The sequence below is a fragment of the Escherichia sp. MOD1-EC6300 genome (assembly GCF_002965045.1).
Taxonomy (GTDB): domain Bacteria; phylum Pseudomonadota; class Gammaproteobacteria; order Enterobacterales; family Enterobacteriaceae; genus Escherichia; species Escherichia coli_F.
The window spans coordinates 53,348-72,619 of sequence record NZ_PTRH01000002.1; the positions used below are offsets into that span (position 1 = coordinate 53,348).

The following is a 19,272-nucleotide window of genomic DNA, read 5'->3' on the forward strand; positions in this document are numbered from 1 at the left end:
GTTCCCTTTTTCACATCATTGACAATCGCCGCCTGTTCCAGGCAAACTTCCCGCTTTGTCGATTTCCTTCTGAAAAGACGTACGCGTTAAATCCTGCCAACGCGTACCGTAACCCTGAAACCAGAGAGATGAGACGGGGAAATTCCTCGCCTTGCGCTGCATTCTGGAGTAATGCATGACTGCTGTAAGCCAAACCGAAACACGATCTTCTGCCAATTTTTCGCTTTTCCGCATCGCTTTTGCGGTTTTTCTCACCTACATGACCGTAGGGTTACCATTGCCGGTTATCCCGCTGTTTGTTCATCATGAGCTGGGCTATGGCAACACTATGGTCGGGATTGCCGTCGGCATTCAGTTTTTGGCTACGGTGCTGACGCGTGGCTATGCCGGGCGACTGGCCGATCAATATGGTGCAAAACGTTCGGCGCTTCAGGGGATGTTAGCTTGTGGTCTGGCGGGGGGCGCACTGCTGTTGGCGGCGATTTTGCCCATCTCCGCACCGTTCAAATTTGCTCTGTTGGTCGTCGGACGTTTGATTCTTGGCTTTGGTGAAAGCCAGTTACTGACGGGCGCTCTGACCTGGGGATTGGGCATCGTTGGGCCAAAACATTCCGGCAAAGTGATGTCATGGAACGGAATGGCGATTTACGGTGCCCTCGCTGTTGGTGCGCCGCTTGGCCTGTTGATTCATAGCCATTACGGTTTTGCTGCCCTGGCGCTCACCACAATGGCATTACCCATACTGGCGTGGGCCTGTAACGGCACAGTGCGCAAAGTACCGGCCCTGGCGGGAGAACGTCCATCGCTGTGGAGCGTTGTCGGGCTTATCTGGAAACCAGGGTTAGGTCTGGCGCTACAAGGTGTTGGTTTTGCGGTTATCGGAACTTTCGTTTCGCTCTACTTTGCCAGCAAAGGATGGGCGATGGCGGGCTTTACTCTTACCGCGTTTGGCGGGGCATTTGTCGTGATGCGCGTAATGTTTGGCTGGATGCCGGACCGTTTTGGCGGCGTGAAAGTGGCGATCGTCTCTCTGCTTGTAGAAACAGTGGGCTTGTTGCTGCTCTGGCAGGCGCCAGGTGCGTGGGTCGCATTAGCGGGCGCGGCCTTAACCGGAGCTGGATGTTCGCTTATCTTTCCAGCGCTGGGCGTGGAGGTGGTTAAACGTGTACCGTCACAAGTTCGTGGCACCGCACTGGGCGGATACGCCGCGTTTCAGGATATCGCCCTCGGCGTCTCCGGGCCGCTGGCGGGAATGCTGGCGACCACGTTTGGTTACTCATCGGTATTTCTTGCCGGGGCGATCTCTGCGGTGCTGGGAATTATTGTCACGATACTGTCGTTTCGTCGGGGTTAACGAACCAGCCAGACCAGCATCAGGATAATCGCGACTAATAGTATCCACAGCGCGGGACGCGTTGCCATGTTTTGCAACGTGTCCATCATCGGTGGAAAAGGATTAAGCAGCGGTTGCATATCACGCGGATCAATCCCTTTAACCCGCCGTTGATAAAGCTGATTAAGGATATCCTCAGCCTGGGCTGAAGAAAGCGATGATTGCGCAGAAAGGCCATATTTTTGCTGGATATATGCCGATAACGCCGCCAGTTCACTGGCGTCTAAAGGTTGTTTCAGCGCCATCTGTAGTGATTCCAGCGTCGGCGTATTTTGCTGGCTTAGCGTCTGACGCGCCTGCAGCCAGGTCACCAGATGGTTAAACAGTTTCGCTGGAATTAACTCACCATCTTTCACCCCGGAAAGTTCCAGCATCGATTGCCAGATCTGCTTGCTGGGTTCTCCCGTTGCCGCCGCAAGTTTGGTAACCAGCTGTTTGAGCGTATTGTGCTCCGCCGGTAATAACGGACGGTCGGTCGCCTCGCGCTGCTGCGGTTGCGGGATAACCATCTTCCCTTCCTGCAACAGGGTGAGAATGGTTTTTAATTGCTCCGGTGAGAGCTGATTCAGTGGCGTCTGACCAAAGTTATGACGAATATAATCCGTGACCGCCTGACGATTATTCCCCAGGCGTAAATACTCACCCAATTGGGCTAAAAGCTGGCGGGCAGAATGGCTTTTTTGCGCGGTCAGCAAACGTTGCGCCAGATTATGCTCAGCGGCGGGAAAGTGACGCGAAAGCAGCGGCGAATCTCCCGACAGGCCAATATCATGCCTGATACCCGCCCACAGTTCTGCTCTTTGCTGTTGCGTCAGCGAAGTCACTTTCGTCATTAAGCTTTCCAGCGAAGTACGTTGCTGACTGGATAAAGGCTGATTGCCCGCGCCAGACGGCAGGTTATCTCCCTGACCTGGTGGTTGCCCAGGAGGAGGGCCGGAAATAGGTTGTATCATTACGTATCCTTATACCTGAAATCATCGCAAGTATGCCTGGCCGCGAGATTATGGCACACTTGTCCGGTTAACTCTCGTCTCATACAGGTAACACAAACGTGAAAATCCTTGTTGATGAAAATATGCCTTATGCCCGCGACTTATTTAGCCGTTTGGGTGAGGTGACTGCGGTTCCGGGGCGTCCAATCCCAGTAGCTCAACTGGCAGATGCGGATGCGCTGATGGTGCGTTCGGTCACGAAAGTGAATGAATCTTTGCTGGCAGGAAAACCCATTAAATTTGTTGGCACAGCCACAGCGGGAACCGACCATGTCGATGAAGCATGGTTAAAGCAGGCGGGAATTGGTTTTTCCGCAGCACCTGGCTGTAATGCGATTGCGGTGGTGGAATATGTTTTCTCCTCACTGCTGATGCTTGCTGAACGCGATGGATTTTCACTGCATGAGCGTACCGTGGGGATCGTGGGCGTTGGTAACGTTGGTCGGCGTTTACAGGCGCGACTGGAAGCGCTGGGGATCAAAACCTTGCTTTGCGATCCGCCGCGTGCCGATCGTGGGGATGAGGGCGATTTCCGTTCGTTGGATGAATTAGTCCAGCATGCGGATATCCTGACATTCCATACGCCACTCTTTAAAGACGGACCTTACAAAACGCTGCATCTGGCGGACGAAAAACTGATTCGTAACCTGAAGCCGGGAGCGATCTTGATTAACGCCTGCCGTGGCGCAGTCGTTGATAATACTGCCCTGTTGACCTGTCTGAATGAAGGTCAGAAGTTAAGCGTAGTGCTGGATGTCTGGGAAGGCGAACCGGAACTCAACGTAGAATTGCTGAAAAAAGTGGATATCGGCACGCCGCATATTGCGGGCTACACCCTCGAAGGTAAAGCCCGTGGCACTACGCAAGTATTTGAAGCGTATAGCAAGTTTATTGGGCATGAGCAACACGTTGCGCTTGATACGTTGCTACCCGCGCCAGAGTTTGGCCGTATTACACTGCATGGTCCGCTCGATCAACCGACGCTGAAAAGGCTGGTGCATTTGGTGTATGATGTGCGCCGCGATGACGCACCGCTGCGTAAAGTCGCCGGGATACCGGGTGAGTTCGATAAACTGCGCAAAAACTATCTTGAGCGCCGTGAATGGTCATCTCTGTATGTGATTTGTGATGACGCCAGTGCGGCATCATTGCTGTGTAAACTGGGTTTTAACGCCGTTCATCATCCGGCACGTTAATCTCTTCTTCATGCTCTCTGCTGTAATATTGGCAGGGAGCTTTGCTATTTCTGGAGTAAACCACCATGTCTGAAGGCTGGAACATTGCCGTCCTGGGCGCAACTGGCGCTGTGGGCGAAGCCCTGCTTGAAACGCTGGCTGAACGTCAGTTCCCGGTTGGGGAAATTTATGCACTGGCACGTAACGAAAGCGCAGGCGAACAACTGCGCTTTGGTGGTAAGACAATCACCGTGCAGGATGCCGCTGAATTCGACTGGACGCAGGCACAGCTGGCGTTTTTTGTCGCAGGCAAAGAAGCTACCGCTGCCTGGGTTGAAGAAGCGACCAACTCAGGTTGCCTGGTGATCGACAGCAGCGGATTGTTTGCTCTCGAACCTGACGTACCGCTGGTGGTGCCGGAAGTTAACCCGTTTGTACTGACCGATTACCGCAACCGAAATGTCATCGCCGTACCGGACAGCCTGACCAGCCAGCTGTTGGCAGCACTGAAACCGTTAATCGATCAGGGCGGTTTGTCACGTATCAGCGTCACCAGCCTGATTTCTGCCTCCGCCCAGGGTAAAAAAGCGGTCGATGCGTTAGCGGGGCAGAGTGCTAAATTGCTCAACGGCATTCCGATTGACGAAGAAGATTTCTTCGGGCGTCAACTGGCGTTCAACATGCTGCCGTTACTGCCGGATAGCGAAGGTAGCGTGCGTGAAGAACGTCGTATCGTTGACGAAGTACGCAAAATCCTGCAAGACGAAGGGCTGATGATTTCGGCAAGTGTTGTTCAGGCACCGGTATTTTACGGTCATGCCCAGATGGTCAACTTTGAAGCTCTGCGTCCGCTGGCGGCAGAAGAAGCGCGTGATGCGTTTGCCCAGGGCGAAGATATTGTGCTCTCTGAAGAGAACGAATTCCCGACGCAGGTGGGGGATGCTTCTGGTACGCCGCATCTTTCCGTTGGCTGCGTACGCAATGACTACGGTATGCCGGAGCAAGTCCAGTTCTGGTCAGTGGCCGATAACGTTCGCTTTGGCGGCGCGCTGATGGCAGTAAAAATCGCCGAGAAACTGGTGCAGGAGTATCTGTACTAATGTCCGACCAGCAACAACCGCCAGTTTACAAAATTGCGCTGGGCATTGAGTACGACGGTAGTAAGTATTACGGCTGGCAACGGCAGAACGAAGTACGCAGTGTGCAGGAGAAGCTGGAAAAGGCGCTCTCCCAGGTGGCGAACGAACCGATCACCGTCTTCTGCGCCGGGCGTACTGACGCAGGTGTACACGGCACCGGGCAGGTTGTGCATTTCGAAACGACCGCGCAGCGCAAAGACGCTGCGTGGACGTTGGGCGTAAATGCGAATTTACCTGGTGACATCGCCGTGCGTTGGGTTAAAGCTGTACCTGATGATTTTCATGCTCGATTTAGCGCCACGGCTCGCCGTTATCGCTACATCATCTACAATCATCGGCTGCGTCCGGCAGTGCTGAGTAAAGGGGTAACCCATTTTTACGAACCGCTGGACGCTGAACGGATGCATCGGGCCGCGCAATGCCTGCTGGGCGAGAATGATTTCACCTCGTTCCGTGCGGTGCAGTGCCAGTCCCGAACCCCGTGGCGCAATGTTATGCATATTAACGTCACGCGTCACGGTCCTTATGTGGTGGTAGATATCAAAGCAAATGCCTTTGTACATCATATGGTGAGGAATATTGTCGGCAGCCTGATGGAAGTCGGTGCCAACAACCAGCCGGAGAGCTGGATAGCAGAACTGCTGGCAGCAAAGGACAGAACGCTGGCGGCAGCAACGGCAAAAGCGGAAGGGCTGTATCTGGTCGCGGTGGATTACCCTGACCGGTTTGATCTTCCAAAACCGCCAATGGGCCCGCTATTTCTGGCGGACTAACGAGAATAAAGCTCGGAAAATTTCAGGCTGTAGCCAACGTAGTTACGGCCTGAAAGATGACGAGTACAAGGCATAGGCTAATATGGACCTGATTTATTTCCTCATCGATTTTATCCTGCACATTGACGTGCATCTGGCAGAACTGGTCGCAGAGTATGGCGTCTGGGTTTATGCCATCCTGTTTTTGATTTTGTTCTGTGAAACCGGTCTGGTGGTAACGCCGTTCTTACCGGGAGATTCGCTGCTGTTTGTTGCAGGGGCACTGGCCTCGCTTGAAACCAACGATCTCAATGTTCATATGATGGTGGTACTGATGTTAATTGCCGCGATTGTTGGTGATGCGGTCAACTACACCATAGGACGGTTGTTCGGTGAGAAATTATTCAGTAATCCGAACTCGAAAATTTTTCGTCGTAGCTATCTCGACAAAACTCATCAGTTTTATGAAAAACACGGCGGCAAAACCATTATTCTCGCCCGTTTTGTGCCGATCGTCAGAACGTTTGCCCCCTTTGTTGCAGGGATGGGCCACATGTCGTACCGTCATTTCGCTGCCTATAACGTGATCGGCGCACTGTTGTGGGTACTGCTTTTTACCTACGCAGGCTATTTCTTCGGTACAATTCCGATGGTTCAGGATAACCTTAAGCTGCTGATCGTCGGGATTATTGTGGTTTCCATTTTGCCGGGCGTCATCGAAATTATCCGTCACAAACGCGCTGCGGCACGCGCCGCAAAATAAAAAGTAACTCCGCGGTTCGACCACTTTTTTATCCAAAGTTTCGGGCTGTTATGTTTTAATGTGCAACATTCATGGTCTGTTGGGGGCAAAAATGGCATTATGCGTCCCCAAAGATAAAACTGGCATCGAACCAGGTTCAGACAGAAAGGTCCCTAATGAGCTGGATTGAACGAATTAAAAGCAACATTACTCCCACCCGCAAGGCGAGCATTCCTGAAGGGGTGTGGACTAAGTGTGATAGCTGCGGTCAGGTTTTATACCGCGCTGAGCTGGAACGTAATCTTGAGGTCTGTCCGAAGTGTGACCATCACATGCGTATGACAGCGCGTAATCGCCTGCATAGCCTGTTAGATGAAGGAAGCCTTGTGGAGCTGGGTAGCGAGCTTGAGCCGAAAGATGTGCTGAAGTTTCGTGACTCCAAGAAATATAAAGACCGTCTGGCATCTGCGCAGAAAGAAACCGGCGAAAAAGATGCGCTGGTGGTGATGAAAGGCACCCTGTATGGAATGCCGGTTGTCGCTGCGGCATTCGAGTTCGCCTTTATGGGCGGTTCCATGGGGTCTGTGGTAGGTGCACGTTTCGTACGTGCCGTTGAGCAGGCGCTGGAAGATAACTGCCCGCTGATCTGCTTCTCCGCCTCTGGTGGCGCACGTATGCAGGAAGCACTGATGTCGCTGATGCAGATGGCGAAAACCTCTGCGGCACTGGCAAAAATGCAGGAGCGCGGCTTGCCGTACATCTCCGTGCTGACCGACCCGACCATGGGCGGTGTTTCTGCAAGTTTCGCCATGCTGGGCGATCTCAATATTGCTGAACCGAAAGCGTTAATCGGCTTTGCCGGTCCGCGTGTTATCGAACAGACCGTTCGCGAAAAACTGCCGCCAGGATTCCAGCGCAGTGAATTCCTGATCGAGAAAGGCGCCATCGACATGATCGTCCGTCGTCCGGAAATGCGCCTGAAACTGGCGAGCATTCTGGCGAAGTTGATGAATTTGCCAGCGCCGAATCCTGAAGCGCCGCGTGAAGGCGTAGTGGTGCCACCGGTACCGGATCAGGAACCTGAGGCCTGATAACTGATAAGGGCAGGGCCACTGGCTCTGCCCTTTTGCTATTCTCACCGTAACGAATCAGCGGATACCATGATTATCAAACGCACTCCTCAAGCCGCGTCGCCTCTGGCTTCGTGGCTTTCTTATCTGGAAAACCTGCACAGTAAAACTATCGATCTTGGCCTTGAGCGCGTAAGCCAGGTCGCGGCACGTCTTGGCGTTCTGAAACCAGCGCCATTTGTATTTACCGTTGCGGGTACGAATGGCAAAGGCACCACCTGCCGTACGCTGGAGTCGATTCTGATGGCGGCAGGGTACAGAGTGGGCGTCTACAGTTCGCCGCATCTGGTGCGTTATACCGAGCGCGTACGTGTGCAGGGCCAGGAATTGCCGGAATCGGCCCACACAGCCTCTTTTGCGGAGATTGAATCGGCACGCGGTGATATTTCCCTGACCTATTTCGAGTACGGTACGTTGTCGGCGTTGTGGCTGTTCAAACAGGCACAACTTGACGTGGTGATTCTGGAAGTAGGGCTGGGCGGACGTCTGGATGCAACCAATATTGTCGATGCTGATGTTGCGGTGGTGACCAGCATTGCGCTGGATCATACCGACTGGTTGGGGCCAGATCGCGAAAGCATTGGTCGTGAGAAAGCAGGGATTTTCCGCAATGAAAAACCGGCAATTGTCGGAGAGCCTGAAATGCCTTCTACCATTGCTGATGTGGCGCAGGAAAAAGGCGCACTGCTACAACGTCGGGGCGTTGAGTGGAACTATTCCGTCAGTGACAATGACTGGACGTTCAGCGATGCTTACGGCACGCTGGAAAATCTGCCGTTGCCGCTTGTCCCGCAACCGAATGCCGCAACGGCACTGGCGGCACTGCGTGCCAGCGGGCTGGAGGTCAGTGAAAATGCCATTCGCGACGGGATTGCCAGCGCAATTTTGCCGGGACGTTTCCAGATTGTGAGCGAGTCGCCACGCGTTATTTTTGATGTCGCGCATAATCCACATGCGGCGGAATATCTCACCGGGCGTATGAAAGCGCTACCGAAAAACGGGCGCGTGCTGGCGGTTATCGGTATGCTACATGATAAAGATATTGCCGGAACTCTGGCCTGGTTGAAAAGCGTGGTTGATGACTGGTATTGTGCGCCACTGGAAGGGCCGCGCGGTGCCACGGCAGAACAACTGCTTGAGCATTTGGGTAACGGCAAATCATTTGATAGCGTGGCGCAGGCATGGGATGCCGCAATGGCGGACGCTAAAGCGGAAGATACCGTGCTGGTGTGTGGTTCGTTCCACACGGTCGCACATGTCATGGAAGTGATTGACGCGAGGAGAAGCGGTGGCAAGTAAGTTTCAGAATCGGTTAGTGGGTACGATCGTGCTGGTGGCGCTGGGGGTGATTGTACTTCCAGGGTTGCTGGACGGGCAGAAAAAGCATTATCAGGATGAGTTCGCGGCAATCCCTCTGGTGCCGAAAGCGGGCGATCGCGATGAGCCTGATATGATGCCAGCCGCCACCCAGGCGTTGCCGACACAGCCGCCGGAAGGCGCAGCGGAAGAGGTGCGGGCAGGTGATGCTGCCGCGCCGTCGCTCGATCCGGCCACTATTGCAGCTAATAACACCGAGTTTGAACCGGAACCTGCACCGGTCGCCCCACCGAAGCCGAAACCGGTGGAACCGCCTAAACCGAAGGTTGAAGCACCACCTGCGCCGAAGCCAGAACCGAAGCCGGTCGTGGAAGAAAAAGCAGCGCCAACGGGTAAAGCTTATGTTGTGCAACTGGGCGCGCTGAAAAATGCCGATAAAGTGAATGAGATTGTCGGTAAGCTGCGCGGTGCCGGCTATCGGGTTTATACGTCGCCATCCACGCCGGTGCAGGGTAAAATTACCCGTATTCTGGTTGGGCCAGATGCCTCGAAAGATAAGCTGAAAGGTTCGCTGGGTGAACTCAAGCAGCTTTCTGGCTTAAGTGGCGTGGTGATGGGCTATACACCGAATTAGTACGGTTTTGCCTGATGCGACGAGGTCTGTGCAGGAGTAGAACCGTAGGTCGGATAAGGCGTTCACGCCGCATCCGACAGCCGTTGCCTGATGCGACGCCGGCGCGTCTTATCAGGCCTGTGCAGGAGTAGAACCGTAGGTCGGATAAGGCGTTCACGCCGCATCCGACAGTCGTTGCCTGATGCGACGCTGGCGCGTCTTATCAGGCCTGTGCAGGAGTAGAACCGTAGGTCGGATAAGGCGTTCACGCCGCATCCGACAGTCGTTGCCTGATGCGACGCTGGCGCGTCTTATCAGGCCTACACAGGGGTAGAACCGTAGGTCGGATAAGGCGTTCACGCCGCATCCGACACGCATTGCCCGATGCTGCAAAGGCATAAAAAGTCGATGGCGTTGAATATTTTTTCAGCGCCATTTTTATTGATGCGTGGGAAGGAAATCCCTACGCAAACGTTTTCTTTTTCTGTTAGAATGCGCCCCGAACAGGATGACAGGGCGTAAAATCGTGGGACACATATGGTCTGGATTGATTACGCCATAATCGCGGTGATTGCTTTTTCCTCTCTGGTTAGCCTGATCCGCGGCTTTGTTCGTGAAACGTTATCGCTGGTGACATGGGGTTGTGCTTTCTTTGTCGCCAGTCATTACTACACTTACCTGTCAGTCTGGTTTACGGGCTTTGAAGACGAACTGGTTCGAAATGGGATTGCCATCGCGGTACTGTTTATCGCGACACTGATCGTTGGCGCTATCGTGAACTTCGTGATAGGTCAGTTGGTTGAGAAAACCCACCTGACGGGCACCGACCGGGTGCTGGGCGTCTGTTTCGGTGCGTTGCGCGGTGTGTTGATTGTTGCTGCCATTCTCTTCTTTCTCGACTCTTTTACCGGAGTGTCGAAAAGCGAAGACTGGAGCAAATCACAGCTGATCCCGCAGTTCAGTTTTATCATCAGATGGTTTTTTGATTATCTGCAAAGCTCGTCAAGTTTCTTGCCCAGAGCGTAAGTGCTCTGAGATGTGGCTTAACGAGGAAAAAGACGTATGTGCGGTATTGTCGGTATCGCCGGTGTTATGCCGGTTAACCAGTCGATTTATGATGCCTTAACGGTGCTTCAGCATCGCGGTCAGGATGCCGCCGGCATCATCACCATTGATGCCAATAACTGCTTCCGTTTGCGTAAAGCGAACGGGCTGGTGAGCGATGTCTTCGAAGCTCGCCATATGCAGCGTTTGCAGGGCAATATGGGCATTGGTCATGTGCGTTACCCCACGGCTGGTAGCTCCAGCGCCTCTGAAGCGCAGCCGTTTTACGTTAACTCCCCGTATGGCATCACGCTTGCCCACAACGGCAATCTGACCAACGCTCACGAGTTGCGTAAAAAACTGTTTGAAGAAAAACGCCGCCACATCAACACCACTTCCGACTCGGAAATTCTGCTTAATATCTTCGCCAGCGAGCTGGACAACTTCCGCCACTACCCGCTGGAAGCCGACAACATCTTCGCCGCCATTGCTGCTACAAACCGCTTAATCCGCGGCGCGTATGCCTGTGTGGCGATGATTATCGGCCACGGTATGGTGGCTTTCCGCGATCCTAACGGTATTCGTCCGCTGGTACTGGGGAAACGTGATATCGACGACAATCGCACAGAATATATGGTCGCTTCCGAAAGCGTTGCGCTCGATACCCTGGGCTTTGAGTTCCTGCGTGATGTCGCCCCAGGCGAGGCGATTTACATCACTGAAGAAGGGCAGCTGTTTACCCGTCAGTGCGCTGACAACCCGGTCAGCAATCCGTGCCTGTTCGAGTATGTTTACTTTGCCCGACCAGACTCGTTCATCGACAAAATTTCCGTTTACAGCGCGCGTGTGAATATGGGCACCAAGCTGGGCGAGAAAATTGCTCGTGAATGGGAAGATCTGGATATCGACGTGGTGATCCCAATTCCGGAAACCTCTTGTGATATCGCGCTGGAAATCGCCCGTATTCTGGGCAAACCGTACCGCCAGGGCTTTGTGAAAAACCGCTATGTTGGCCGCACGTTTATCATGCCGGGCCAGCAGCTGCGTCGTAAGTCCGTGCGCCGTAAACTGAACGCCAACCGCGCTGAATTCCGCGATAAAAACGTCCTGCTGGTCGATGACTCCATCGTGCGTGGTACTACTTCTGAGCAGATTATCGAGATGGCGCGTGAAGCCGGAGCGAAGAAAGTTTACCTCGCTTCTGCGGCACCGGAAATTCGCTTCCCGAACGTTTACGGGATTGATATGCCAAGCGCCACGGAGCTTATCGCCCACGGTCGTGAAGTGGATGAAATTCGCCAGATCATCGGTGCTGATGGTTTGATTTTCCAGGATCTGAATGATCTGATCGAAGCCGTCCGTGCGGAAAACCCGGATATCCAGCAGTTTGAATGCTCGGTGTTCAACGGCGTTTACGTCACCAAAGATGTTGATCAGGGCTACCTCGATTTCCTTGATACTTTACGTAATGACGACGCTAAAGCCGTGCAACGTCAGAACGAAGTGGAAAATCTCGAAATGCATAACGAAGGATGATGACTTCGCTCAGGGTGCCGGTCTGGCACCCTGACTTGCAACTCCCGCCGAAATCCTGCAAAGTCTGGCTGCAAGTCTGACAGGGCAACTATTTATGAAACGACTTATTGTGGGCATCAGCGGTGCCAGCGGCGCGATTTATGGCGTGCGTTTATTACAGGTTCTGCGTGATGTCGCAGATGTTGAAACGCATCTGGTAATGAGCCAGGCCGCGCGCCAGACCTTATCCCTTGAAACGGATTTCTCCCTGCGTGATGTGCAGGCATTAGCCGATGTCACGCACGATGCGCGCGATATTGCCGCCAGCATCTCTTCCGGTTCTTTCCAGACGTTGGGGATGGTGATTTTACCCTGTTCAATCAAAACCCTGTCCGGCATTGTGCATAGCTATACGGATGGCTTACTGACCCGTGCGGCAGATGTGGTGCTGAAAGAGCGTCGCCCGCTGGTGCTCTGCGTGCGTGAAACACCGTTGCACTTAGGCCACCTGCGTTTAATGACTCAGGCGGCAGAAATCGGTGCGGTAATTATGCCTCCCGTTCCGGCATTTTATCATCGCCCACAATCCCTTGATGATGTGATAAATCAGACGGTTAACCGTGTTCTTGACCAGTTTGCGATAAATCTACCCGAAGATCTCTTTGCCCGCTGGCAGGGCGCATAACTCCGCTGTTGCCCTGTTTCAGGGCAATTTTGCAACCGCGATCAAATCCTCAACATTTTGTTCCTGCCATTCAATCTAAACGCTGCGATCCAACCGCCATACCTGCTATCTTCAACTTCAGGACAATAATGCAACGTCTTATTAACATATTTAACGTTGAATGTTACTGTTGTCGTCAAGATGGCATAAGACCTGCATGAACGAGCCTGCAAACACACAACACAATACACAATATAAAAAAGCCATTTCACTTGAGGGTTATGTATGAAGAAGTCGATTCTCGCTCTGTCTTTGTTAGTCGGGATTTCCGCAGCAGCTTCCAGCTACGCGGCACTGCCGGAGACGGTACGTATCGGAACGGATACCACCTATGCACCGTTCTCATCGAAAGATGCCAAAGGTGACTTTGTTGGCTTTGATATCGATCTCGGTAACGAGATGTGCAAACGGATGCAGGTGAAATGTACCTGGGTTGCCAGTGACTTTGACGCGCTGATCCCCTCACTGAAAGCGAAAAAGATCGACGCCATTATTTCGTCGCTCTCCATTACGGATAAACGTCAGCAGGAGATTGCCTTCTCCGACAAACTGTACGCCGCAGACTCTCGTCTGATTGCTGCCAAAGGTTCACCGATTCAGCCAACGCTGGATTCACTGAAAGGTAAACATGTTGGTGTGCTGCAGGGATCAACCCAGGAAGCGTATGCCAATGATAACTGGCGCAGTAAGGGTGTCGATGTGGTGGCCTATGCTAACCAGGATTTGGTCTATTCCGATCTGGCTGCAGGACGCCTGGATGCCGCTCTGCAAGATGAGGTTGCTGCCAGCGAAGGTTTCCTCAAGCAACCTGCCGGTAAAGATTTCGCTTTTGCAGGCCCTTCAGTGAAAGACAAAAAATACTTCGGTGACGGCACCGGTGTCGGGCTACGTAAAGATGATGCTGAACTGACGGCTGCGTTTAATAAGGCGCTTGGCGAGCTGCGTCAGGACGGCACCTACGACAAGATGGCGAAAAAGTATTTCGACTTTAATGTCTACGGTGACTGATACGTCGCAGGGAAGCTGTACCTGATGGAATGATCATGGTGCACGCCAGGTTTGTTGCACTATCGTGGTGCATTAAAATGCATACTTAAGCATTTTTAATGAAAAATAATACGTCTAACGGGGCGGGATATTTTGCCTTGATGGTCAATTTTATGGCACGATAAGTGTAACAAACCTGTAAATATTCCCTATAAAAAGACTGTCAGTTGAGGACATTATGAAAAAACTGGTGCTATCGCTCTCTCTGGTTCTGGCCTTCTCCAGCGCAACGGCGGCGTTTGCTGCGATTCCGCAAAACATCCGCATCGGTACCGATCCGACCTATGCGCCATTTGAATCAAAAAATTCACAAGGTGAACTGGTTGGCTTCGACATCGATCTGGCGAAGGAATTGTGCAAACGCATCAATACGCAATGTACGTTTGTCGAAAACCCGCTGGATGCGTTAATCCCGTCCTTAAAAGCGAAGAAGATTGACGCCATCATGTCATCGCTTTCCATTACGGAAAAACGTCAGCAGGAAATTGCCTTCACCGACAAACTGTACGCTGCCGACTCTCGTCTGGTAGTGGCGAAAAATTCCGACATTCAGCCGACAGTCGAGTCGCTGAAAGGCAAGCGCGTAGGCGTATTGCAGGGCACCACCCAGGAGACGTTCGGTAACGAACACTGGGCACCAAAAGGCATTGAAATCGTCTCTTATCAGGGGCAGGACAACATTTATTCTGACCTGACTGCCGGACGTATTGATGCCGCATTCCAGGATGAGGTCGCCGCCAGCGAAGGTTTCCTCAAACAACCCGTCGGTAAAGATTACAAATTCGGTGGCCCGTCTGTTAAAGATGAAAAACTGTTTGGCGTAGGTACCGGCATGGGTCTGCGTAAAGAAGATAACGAATTGCGCGAGGCACTGAACAAAGCCTTTGCCGAAATGCGCGCTGACGGTACTTACGAGAAATTAGCGAAAAAGTACTTCGATTTTGATGTTTATGGTGGTTAATCGCCATCGGTGAAAGAAAGCCCGCTCCCTTCGGGTAACCGGAGGGAGACAAGAGGCGGTAATTCACCACACACGACAGGACAGGCAGCATGTTGTATGGGTTTTCAGGTGTTATTTTACAGGGTGCGCTCGTCACGCTGGAGCTGGCGATCAGCTCTGTAGTGCTCGCTGTAATCATCGGTTTAATTGGCGCTGGCGGTAAGCTCTCGCAAAATCGGTTTTCGGGACTGATTTTTGAAGGGTATACCACGCTGATTCGTGGCGTGCCGGATTTAGTGTTGATGCTGCTGATTTTCTACGGTTTGCAGATTGCGCTAAACACGGTGACGGAGGCGATGGGCGTCGGGCAGATTGATATCGATCCGATGGTCGCAGGTATTATCACGCTCGGTTTTATCTACGGTGCTTACTTCACCGAAACGTTTCGTGGCGCGTTTATGGCAGTGCCAAAAGGACATATAGAGGCGGCAACGGCGTTTGGTTTTACTCGTGGGCAAGTGTTTCGGCGGATTATGTTTCCGGCGATGATGCGTTACGCCCTGCCAGGCATTGGCAACAACTGGCAGGTGATCCTCAAATCTACCGCCCTGGTTTCGTTACTTGGCCTGGAAGATGTGGTCAAAGCCACGCAACTGGCAGGCAAAAGTACCTGGGAACCGTTCTATTTCGCCATCGTCTGTGGCGTGATTTACCTGGTTTTCACCACCGTTTCCAATGGTGTGCTGCTGTTCCTTGAGCGCCGCTACTCCGTGGGTGTGAAGAGGGCTGACCTGTGATCGAAATCTTACATGAATACTGGAAACCACTGCTGTGGACCGACGGTTATCGCTTTACTGGCGTGGCGATCACCCTGTGGCTGCTGATTTTGTCGGTAGTGATAGGCGGAGTCCTGGCGCTGTTTCTGGCGATTGGTCGCGTCTCCAGCAATAAATACATCCAGTTTCCAATCTGGTTATTTACTTATATTTTTCGCGGTACACCGCTGTATGTTCAATTGCTGGTGTTCTATTCCGGCATGTACACGCTGGAGATTGTTAAGGGTACCGAGTTCCTTAACGCCTTTTTCCGCAGTGGCCTGAATTGTACTGTGCTGGCGCTGACGCTTAACACCTGTGCTTACACCACCGAGATTTTTGCCGGAGCAATCCGTTCGGTACCGCACGGAGAAATTGAAGCCGCCAGAGCCTATGGCTTTTCGACCTTTAAAATGTATCGCTGCATTATTTTGCCTTCAGCGCTGCGTATTGCGTTACCGGCCTACAGTAATGAAGTAATCCTGATGCTGCACTCTACTGCGCTGGCGTTTACGGCCACGGTGCCGGATCTGCTGAAAATAGCTCGTGATATTAACGCCGCCACGTATCAACCTTTTACCGCCTTCGGTATCGCCGCGGTGCTCTATTTAATCATCTCTTATGTCCTGATCAGTCTGTTCCGCAAAGCGGAAAAACGCTGGTTGCAGCATGTGAAACCTTCTTCAACGCACTGAGAATACGATGTCCGAGAATAAATTAAACGTTATCGATTTGCACAAACGCTACGGCGAACACGAAGTGCTGAAAGGGGTCTCACTGCAAGCGAATGCCGGTGATGTCATAAGTATCATCGGATCGTCGGGATCGGGGAAAAGTACCTTTCTGCGCTGCATTAACTTCCTCGAAAAACCGAGCGAAGGATCGATCGTCGTTAACGGCCAGACGATCAATCTGGTGCGCGATAAAGACGGTCAACTCAAAGTCGCCGATAAAAATCAGCTGCGCTTACTGCGCACACGCCTGACGATGGTATTCCAGCACTTCAATCTCTGGAGCCATATGACGGTGCTGGAAAACGTCATGGAAGCGCCGATTCAGGTGTTAGGCCTGAGCAAGCAGGAAGCGCGCGAGCGGGCGGTGAAGTATCTGGCGAAAGTCGGGATAGACGAACGTGCGCAGGGGAAATACCCGGTGCATCTGTCCGGTGGTCAGCAACAGCGTGTTTCCATCGCGCGGGCGCTGGCGATGGAACCGGAAGTTTTACTGTTTGATGAACCTACCTCGGCGCTCGATCCTGAACTGGTAGGCGAAGTGCTGCGTATTATGCAGCAACTGGCAGAAGAGGGAAAAACCATGGTGGTGGTGACTCACGAAATGGGCTTTGCTCGCCATGTTTCTACTCACGTCATTTTTCTCCATCAGGGGAAAATAGAGGAAGAAGGCGCGCCGGAGCAGTTATTTGGCAACCCGAAAAGCCCTCGTCTGCAACAGTTCCTTAAGGGATCGCTGAAATAACTCCCCCTCCGGTGGCTAACGCTGCCGGAGTATTTTCAAGGGAAATTTGCGAGTCCGTTTCCGCTGAAATGTAAAAGTTGCAGTCCGCTAAAAATACTTCTGAATTCGCTGTCCAAAGATAAAAACTGCCTGCTGCATTGGGTGTAAATCGTGGTTATTGTCGCGTCATCTTAAATTTGAGGGGTGACGGAACGCCATGACAATATCGACAACTTCCACGCCGCATGATGCGGTATTTAAATCTTTTTTACGCCATCCAGACACCGCGCGGGATTTTATTGATATTCATCTTCCCGCGCCGCTGCGCAAACTGTGTGATTTAACGACGCTCAAACTGGAACCAAACAGTTTTATTGATGAAGATCTGCGGCAATATTATTCCGACCTCTTGTGGTCTGTGAAAACGCAGGAGGGAGCGGGTTATATTTATGTGGTGATAGAGCACCAAAGTAAGCCGGAGGAATTAATGGCTTTTCGCATGATGCGCTATTCCATCGCGGCGATGCAAAACCATCTGGATGCAGGCTATAAAGAGCTTCCATTGGTGATCCCAATGCTGTTTTATCATGGTTGCAGAAGTCCTTATCCTTATTCACTCTGCTGGCTTGATGAATTTGCCGAGCCTGCTATAGCCCGCAAAATATATTCATCGGCTTTTCCGCTGGTGGATATTACCGTGGTGCCGGATGACGAGATTATGCAACATCGCAAAATGGCGCTGTTGGAGTTAATTCAGAAACATATTCGTCAGCGCGATCTGTTGGGATTAGTCGACCAAATTGTTTCGCTGCTAGTTACAGGGAACACTAATGACAGACAGCTAAAAGCCCTGTTTAATTACGTATTACAAACGGGAGATGCCCAGCGTTTCCGTGCATTTATTGGTGAGATAGCGGAACGAGCACCACAAGAAAAGGAGAAACTGATGACCATTGCTGACAGATTACGTGAAGAAGGCGCAATGCAGGGCAAACACGAAGAAGCTCTGCGTATTGCTCAGGAGATGCTGGAAAAAGGATTTGACCACGAAGTCATCCTGACGCTGACCCGACTTTCACCAGACGACCTAATCGCGCAAAGCCACTAATCCTGTAACACCGGGAATTAACTGGCGGATGTTTGCAGTACACCACATCAGTGAACAACATCCGCCAGCGCTTCTTCTAAATCGTACCAGCGAAACGCAAAACCCGCTTCTTCCAGCCGTTTAGGCAATGCTCGTTGTCCACCTAATACCAGTACTGAAGATTCGCCCATTAACAGTCGAATAGCGGTCGCGGGGACGCGCAAAATGGCCGGGCGATGCAGCGCATGACCGAGCGCATGGGCAAATTGTTCATTGCGTACCGGGTAGGGCGAAACCATATTAAACGGCCCGCGCAGCTCGTTATCCAGCAGCCAGAGAATACCGTTGACCATATCATCGATATGAATCCAGGCCAGATACTGCCGACCGGAGCCAATCGGCCCGCCCAGGCCAAGACGAAACGGCGGCAGCATTTTACCGAGGATCCCGCCGTCCGGTGCCAGCACCACGCCGGTACGCAGCAGGCACACACGTGTTTTGTCGCTTTGCGCCCGACAGGCAATCTCTTCCCAACGAGCGCAGAGTTTGTGGGTAAATTCGTTATGCGGCGGTTCCTCTTCGGTAACCACCACTTCACCTAAGTCGCCATAATAGCCCGTTGCCGAACCGGAAATGAGTACCGACGGCGGCGTGTCGCTGGCATTAATTACATCGACCAGTTTTTGCGTGATATTCCAGCGGCTTTGGCAGAGACGATCTTTTTGCTCGTGAGTCCAGCGTTTATCGGCAATCGGTTCTCCAGCCAGGTTGATTACCGCATCAACGCCATTGAGGTTGCTTTGATCTGCAAGCCCTTGCCATAGTGTCACCCGGGGGCCGAGAGCGGAACTGGCTTTCTGCGGGTTACGTGTCACTACCGTGATTTGATGGCCCAGCTCCAGCAAACGTGGAATCAAATGGCGACCAATTAATCCCGTCCCTCCGGTGATCACTATGTTCATGCAGCCTCCCGATATGGCGGTTAACGCTGCCAGCTTAAGGTCATGGATACCGAATCAGCGTAGCGCAGCGCGTGCAGTTTATCGATCTCTACTTCAGCATACGTTACCCAGTGATGTTCACGTGCGATATCGAGCACATCCTGAGTTAATTTCTCCAGCAAAGAGAAACGGTTATTCTCTACGTGCTGAATAATGTTTTTCGTTACGGTGCGATAATTCAGCGCATCGTTGATATCTTCGCTGGTGCGCGCTTTATCGGCGGGGTAGTGGATCGTCACGTTGATAACTATATCCTGACGGTTGTTAATTTCTTCTTCCTTAATTCCGATAAACGTACGTAAACGAAGGTTCTTTATACGAATAATAGCGGCAGGTTGTGCCATTGCAGGTTCTCCGTTGTTTTACTTAGGATTAAATAATACACGAGAAC

20 protein-coding genes are annotated in these 19,272 nt (G+C 52.2%); 17 read left to right on the forward strand and 3 right to left on the reverse strand.

The window, feature by feature from the left end; all coding sequences use genetic code 11:
* The first annotated feature begins 175 nt into the window (after positions 1-175).
* Entirely contained in the window at positions 176-1,354 is a 1,179-nt protein-coding gene (locus BGE37_RS03015) for an MFS transporter (RefSeq protein ID WP_105287756.1), read from the forward strand.
* On the opposite strand, the gene flk is transcribed toward BGE37_RS03015, so the two are convergent.
* Positions 1,351-2,346, reverse strand: coding sequence for a flagella biosynthesis regulator Flk (flk, locus tag BGE37_RS03020; RefSeq protein ID WP_000615830.1), 996 nt, complete (start codon positions 2,344-2,346; stop codon positions 1,351-1,353). The genes BGE37_RS03015 and flk overlap by 4 nt on opposite strands.
* A 98-nt stretch (positions 2,347-2,444) precedes the next feature.
* On the opposite strand from flk, the gene pdxB reads away from it, so the two are divergent.
* The 16 genes from pdxB (at position 2,445) to rpnB (ending at position 17,901) form a co-directional block, all read left to right on the forward strand.
* Positions 2,445-3,581, forward strand: a complete 1,137-nt coding sequence (pdxB, locus tag BGE37_RS03025) for a 4-phosphoerythronate dehydrogenase PdxB (protein WP_000699132.1) — start codon at positions 2,445-2,447, stop codon at positions 3,579-3,581.
* Positions 3,582-3,646: 65 nt separating this feature from the next.
* A complete protein-coding gene (locus BGE37_RS03030; RefSeq protein ID WP_001289165.1) occupies positions 3,647-4,660 on the forward strand; it encodes an aspartate-semialdehyde dehydrogenase in 1,014 nt (337 codons plus the stop codon).
* Positions 4,660-5,472, forward strand: coding sequence for a tRNA pseudouridine(38-40) synthase TruA (truA, locus tag BGE37_RS03035; RefSeq protein WP_001283592.1), 813 nt, complete (start codon positions 4,660-4,662; stop codon positions 5,470-5,472). Before BGE37_RS03030 ends, truA begins: the two co-directional genes overlap by 1 nt.
* Before the next feature lie 82 nt (positions 5,473-5,554).
* A complete protein-coding gene (locus tag BGE37_RS03040) occupies positions 5,555-6,214 on the forward strand; it encodes a DedA family protein (RefSeq protein ID WP_000364335.1) in 660 nt (219 codons plus the stop codon).
* A 155-nt stretch (positions 6,215-6,369) separates the two neighbouring features.
* Complete coding sequence (gene accD, locus BGE37_RS03045) at positions 6,370-7,284, forward strand: acetyl-CoA carboxylase, carboxyltransferase subunit beta (protein WP_000118404.1); 915 nt, start codon at positions 6,370-6,372, stop codon at positions 7,282-7,284.
* A 69-nt stretch (positions 7,285-7,353) separates the two neighbouring features.
* Positions 7,354-8,622: a bifunctional tetrahydrofolate synthase/dihydrofolate synthase gene (gene folC / locus BGE37_RS03050; protein ID WP_105287757.1), complete on the forward strand. Its 1,269-nt coding sequence runs from the start codon at positions 7,354-7,356 to the stop codon at positions 8,620-8,622.
* Positions 8,612-9,274: a cell division protein DedD gene (gene dedD / locus BGE37_RS03055; RefSeq protein ID WP_000146992.1), complete on the forward strand. Its 663-nt coding sequence runs from the start codon at positions 8,612-8,614 to the stop codon at positions 9,272-9,274. The genes folC and dedD overlap by 11 nt, the downstream gene beginning before the upstream one ends.
* Positions 9,275-9,790: 516 nt before the next feature.
* Entirely contained in the window at positions 9,791-10,279 is a 489-nt protein-coding gene (gene cvpA, locus BGE37_RS03060; protein ID WP_032184707.1) for a colicin V production protein, read from the forward strand.
* Positions 10,280-10,315: 36 nt separating this feature from the next.
* A complete protein-coding gene (gene purF / locus BGE37_RS03065; protein ID WP_000334213.1) occupies positions 10,316-11,833 on the forward strand; it encodes an amidophosphoribosyltransferase in 1,518 nt (505 codons plus the stop codon).
* A 94-nt stretch (positions 11,834-11,927) separates the two neighbouring features.
* On the forward strand, positions 11,928-12,497 hold the full coding sequence (gene ubiX, locus BGE37_RS03070) for a flavin prenyltransferase UbiX (RefSeq protein WP_000825690.1): 570 nt from the start codon (positions 11,928-11,930) through the stop codon (positions 12,495-12,497).
* Positions 12,498-12,761: 264 nt separating this feature from the next.
* On the forward strand, positions 12,762-13,544 hold the full coding sequence (gene argT, locus BGE37_RS03075) for a lysine/arginine/ornithine ABC transporter substrate-binding protein ArgT (protein WP_000748235.1): 783 nt from the start codon (positions 12,762-12,764) through the stop codon (positions 13,542-13,544).
* Positions 13,545-13,761: 217 nt separating this feature from the next.
* Positions 13,762-14,544 (forward strand): histidine ABC transporter substrate-binding protein HisJ, encoded by a 783-nt coding sequence (gene hisJ, locus BGE37_RS03080; RefSeq protein ID WP_000737621.1) that lies wholly within the window; start codon positions 13,762-13,764, stop codon positions 14,542-14,544.
* 89 nt (positions 14,545-14,633) lie between these two features.
* The gene (hisQ, locus tag BGE37_RS03085; protein WP_000965505.1) at positions 14,634-15,320 is read left to right on the forward strand and encodes a histidine ABC transporter permease HisQ; all 687 of its coding nucleotides are present in this window, start codon (positions 14,634-14,636) and stop codon (positions 15,318-15,320) included.
* Positions 15,317-16,033, forward strand: coding sequence for an ABC transporter permease (locus BGE37_RS03090; RefSeq protein WP_000569957.1), 717 nt, complete (start codon positions 15,317-15,319; stop codon positions 16,031-16,033). The genes hisQ and BGE37_RS03090 overlap by 4 nt, the downstream gene beginning before the upstream one ends.
* Positions 16,034-16,040: 7 nt before the next feature.
* Positions 16,041-16,814 carry a histidine ABC transporter ATP-binding protein HisP gene (hisP, locus tag BGE37_RS03095; protein WP_001293610.1) on the forward strand — a complete coding sequence of 258 codons (774 nt, stop codon included), beginning with the start codon at positions 16,041-16,043 and terminating at the stop codon, positions 16,812-16,814.
* A 196-nt stretch (positions 16,815-17,010) separates the two neighbouring features.
* Positions 17,011-17,901 carry a recombination-promoting nuclease RpnB gene (rpnB, locus tag BGE37_RS03100; protein ID WP_000156119.1) on the forward strand — a complete coding sequence of 297 codons (891 nt, stop codon included), beginning with the start codon at positions 17,011-17,013 and terminating at the stop codon, positions 17,899-17,901.
* 47 nt (positions 17,902-17,948) lie between these two features.
* On the opposite strand, the gene BGE37_RS03105 is transcribed toward rpnB, so the two are convergent.
* Together BGE37_RS03105 and folX are read right to left on the reverse strand one after the other, a co-directional pair.
* Positions 17,949-18,842 (reverse strand): TIGR01777 family oxidoreductase, encoded by an 894-nt coding sequence (locus BGE37_RS03105; RefSeq protein ID WP_105287758.1) that lies wholly within the window; start codon positions 18,840-18,842, stop codon positions 17,949-17,951.
* Positions 18,843-18,862: 20 nt separating this feature from the next.
* Complete coding sequence (folX, locus tag BGE37_RS03110) at positions 18,863-19,225, reverse strand: dihydroneopterin triphosphate 2'-epimerase (RefSeq protein WP_000068457.1); 363 nt, start codon at positions 19,223-19,225, stop codon at positions 18,863-18,865.
* Positions 19,226-19,272: the final 47 nt, after the last annotated feature.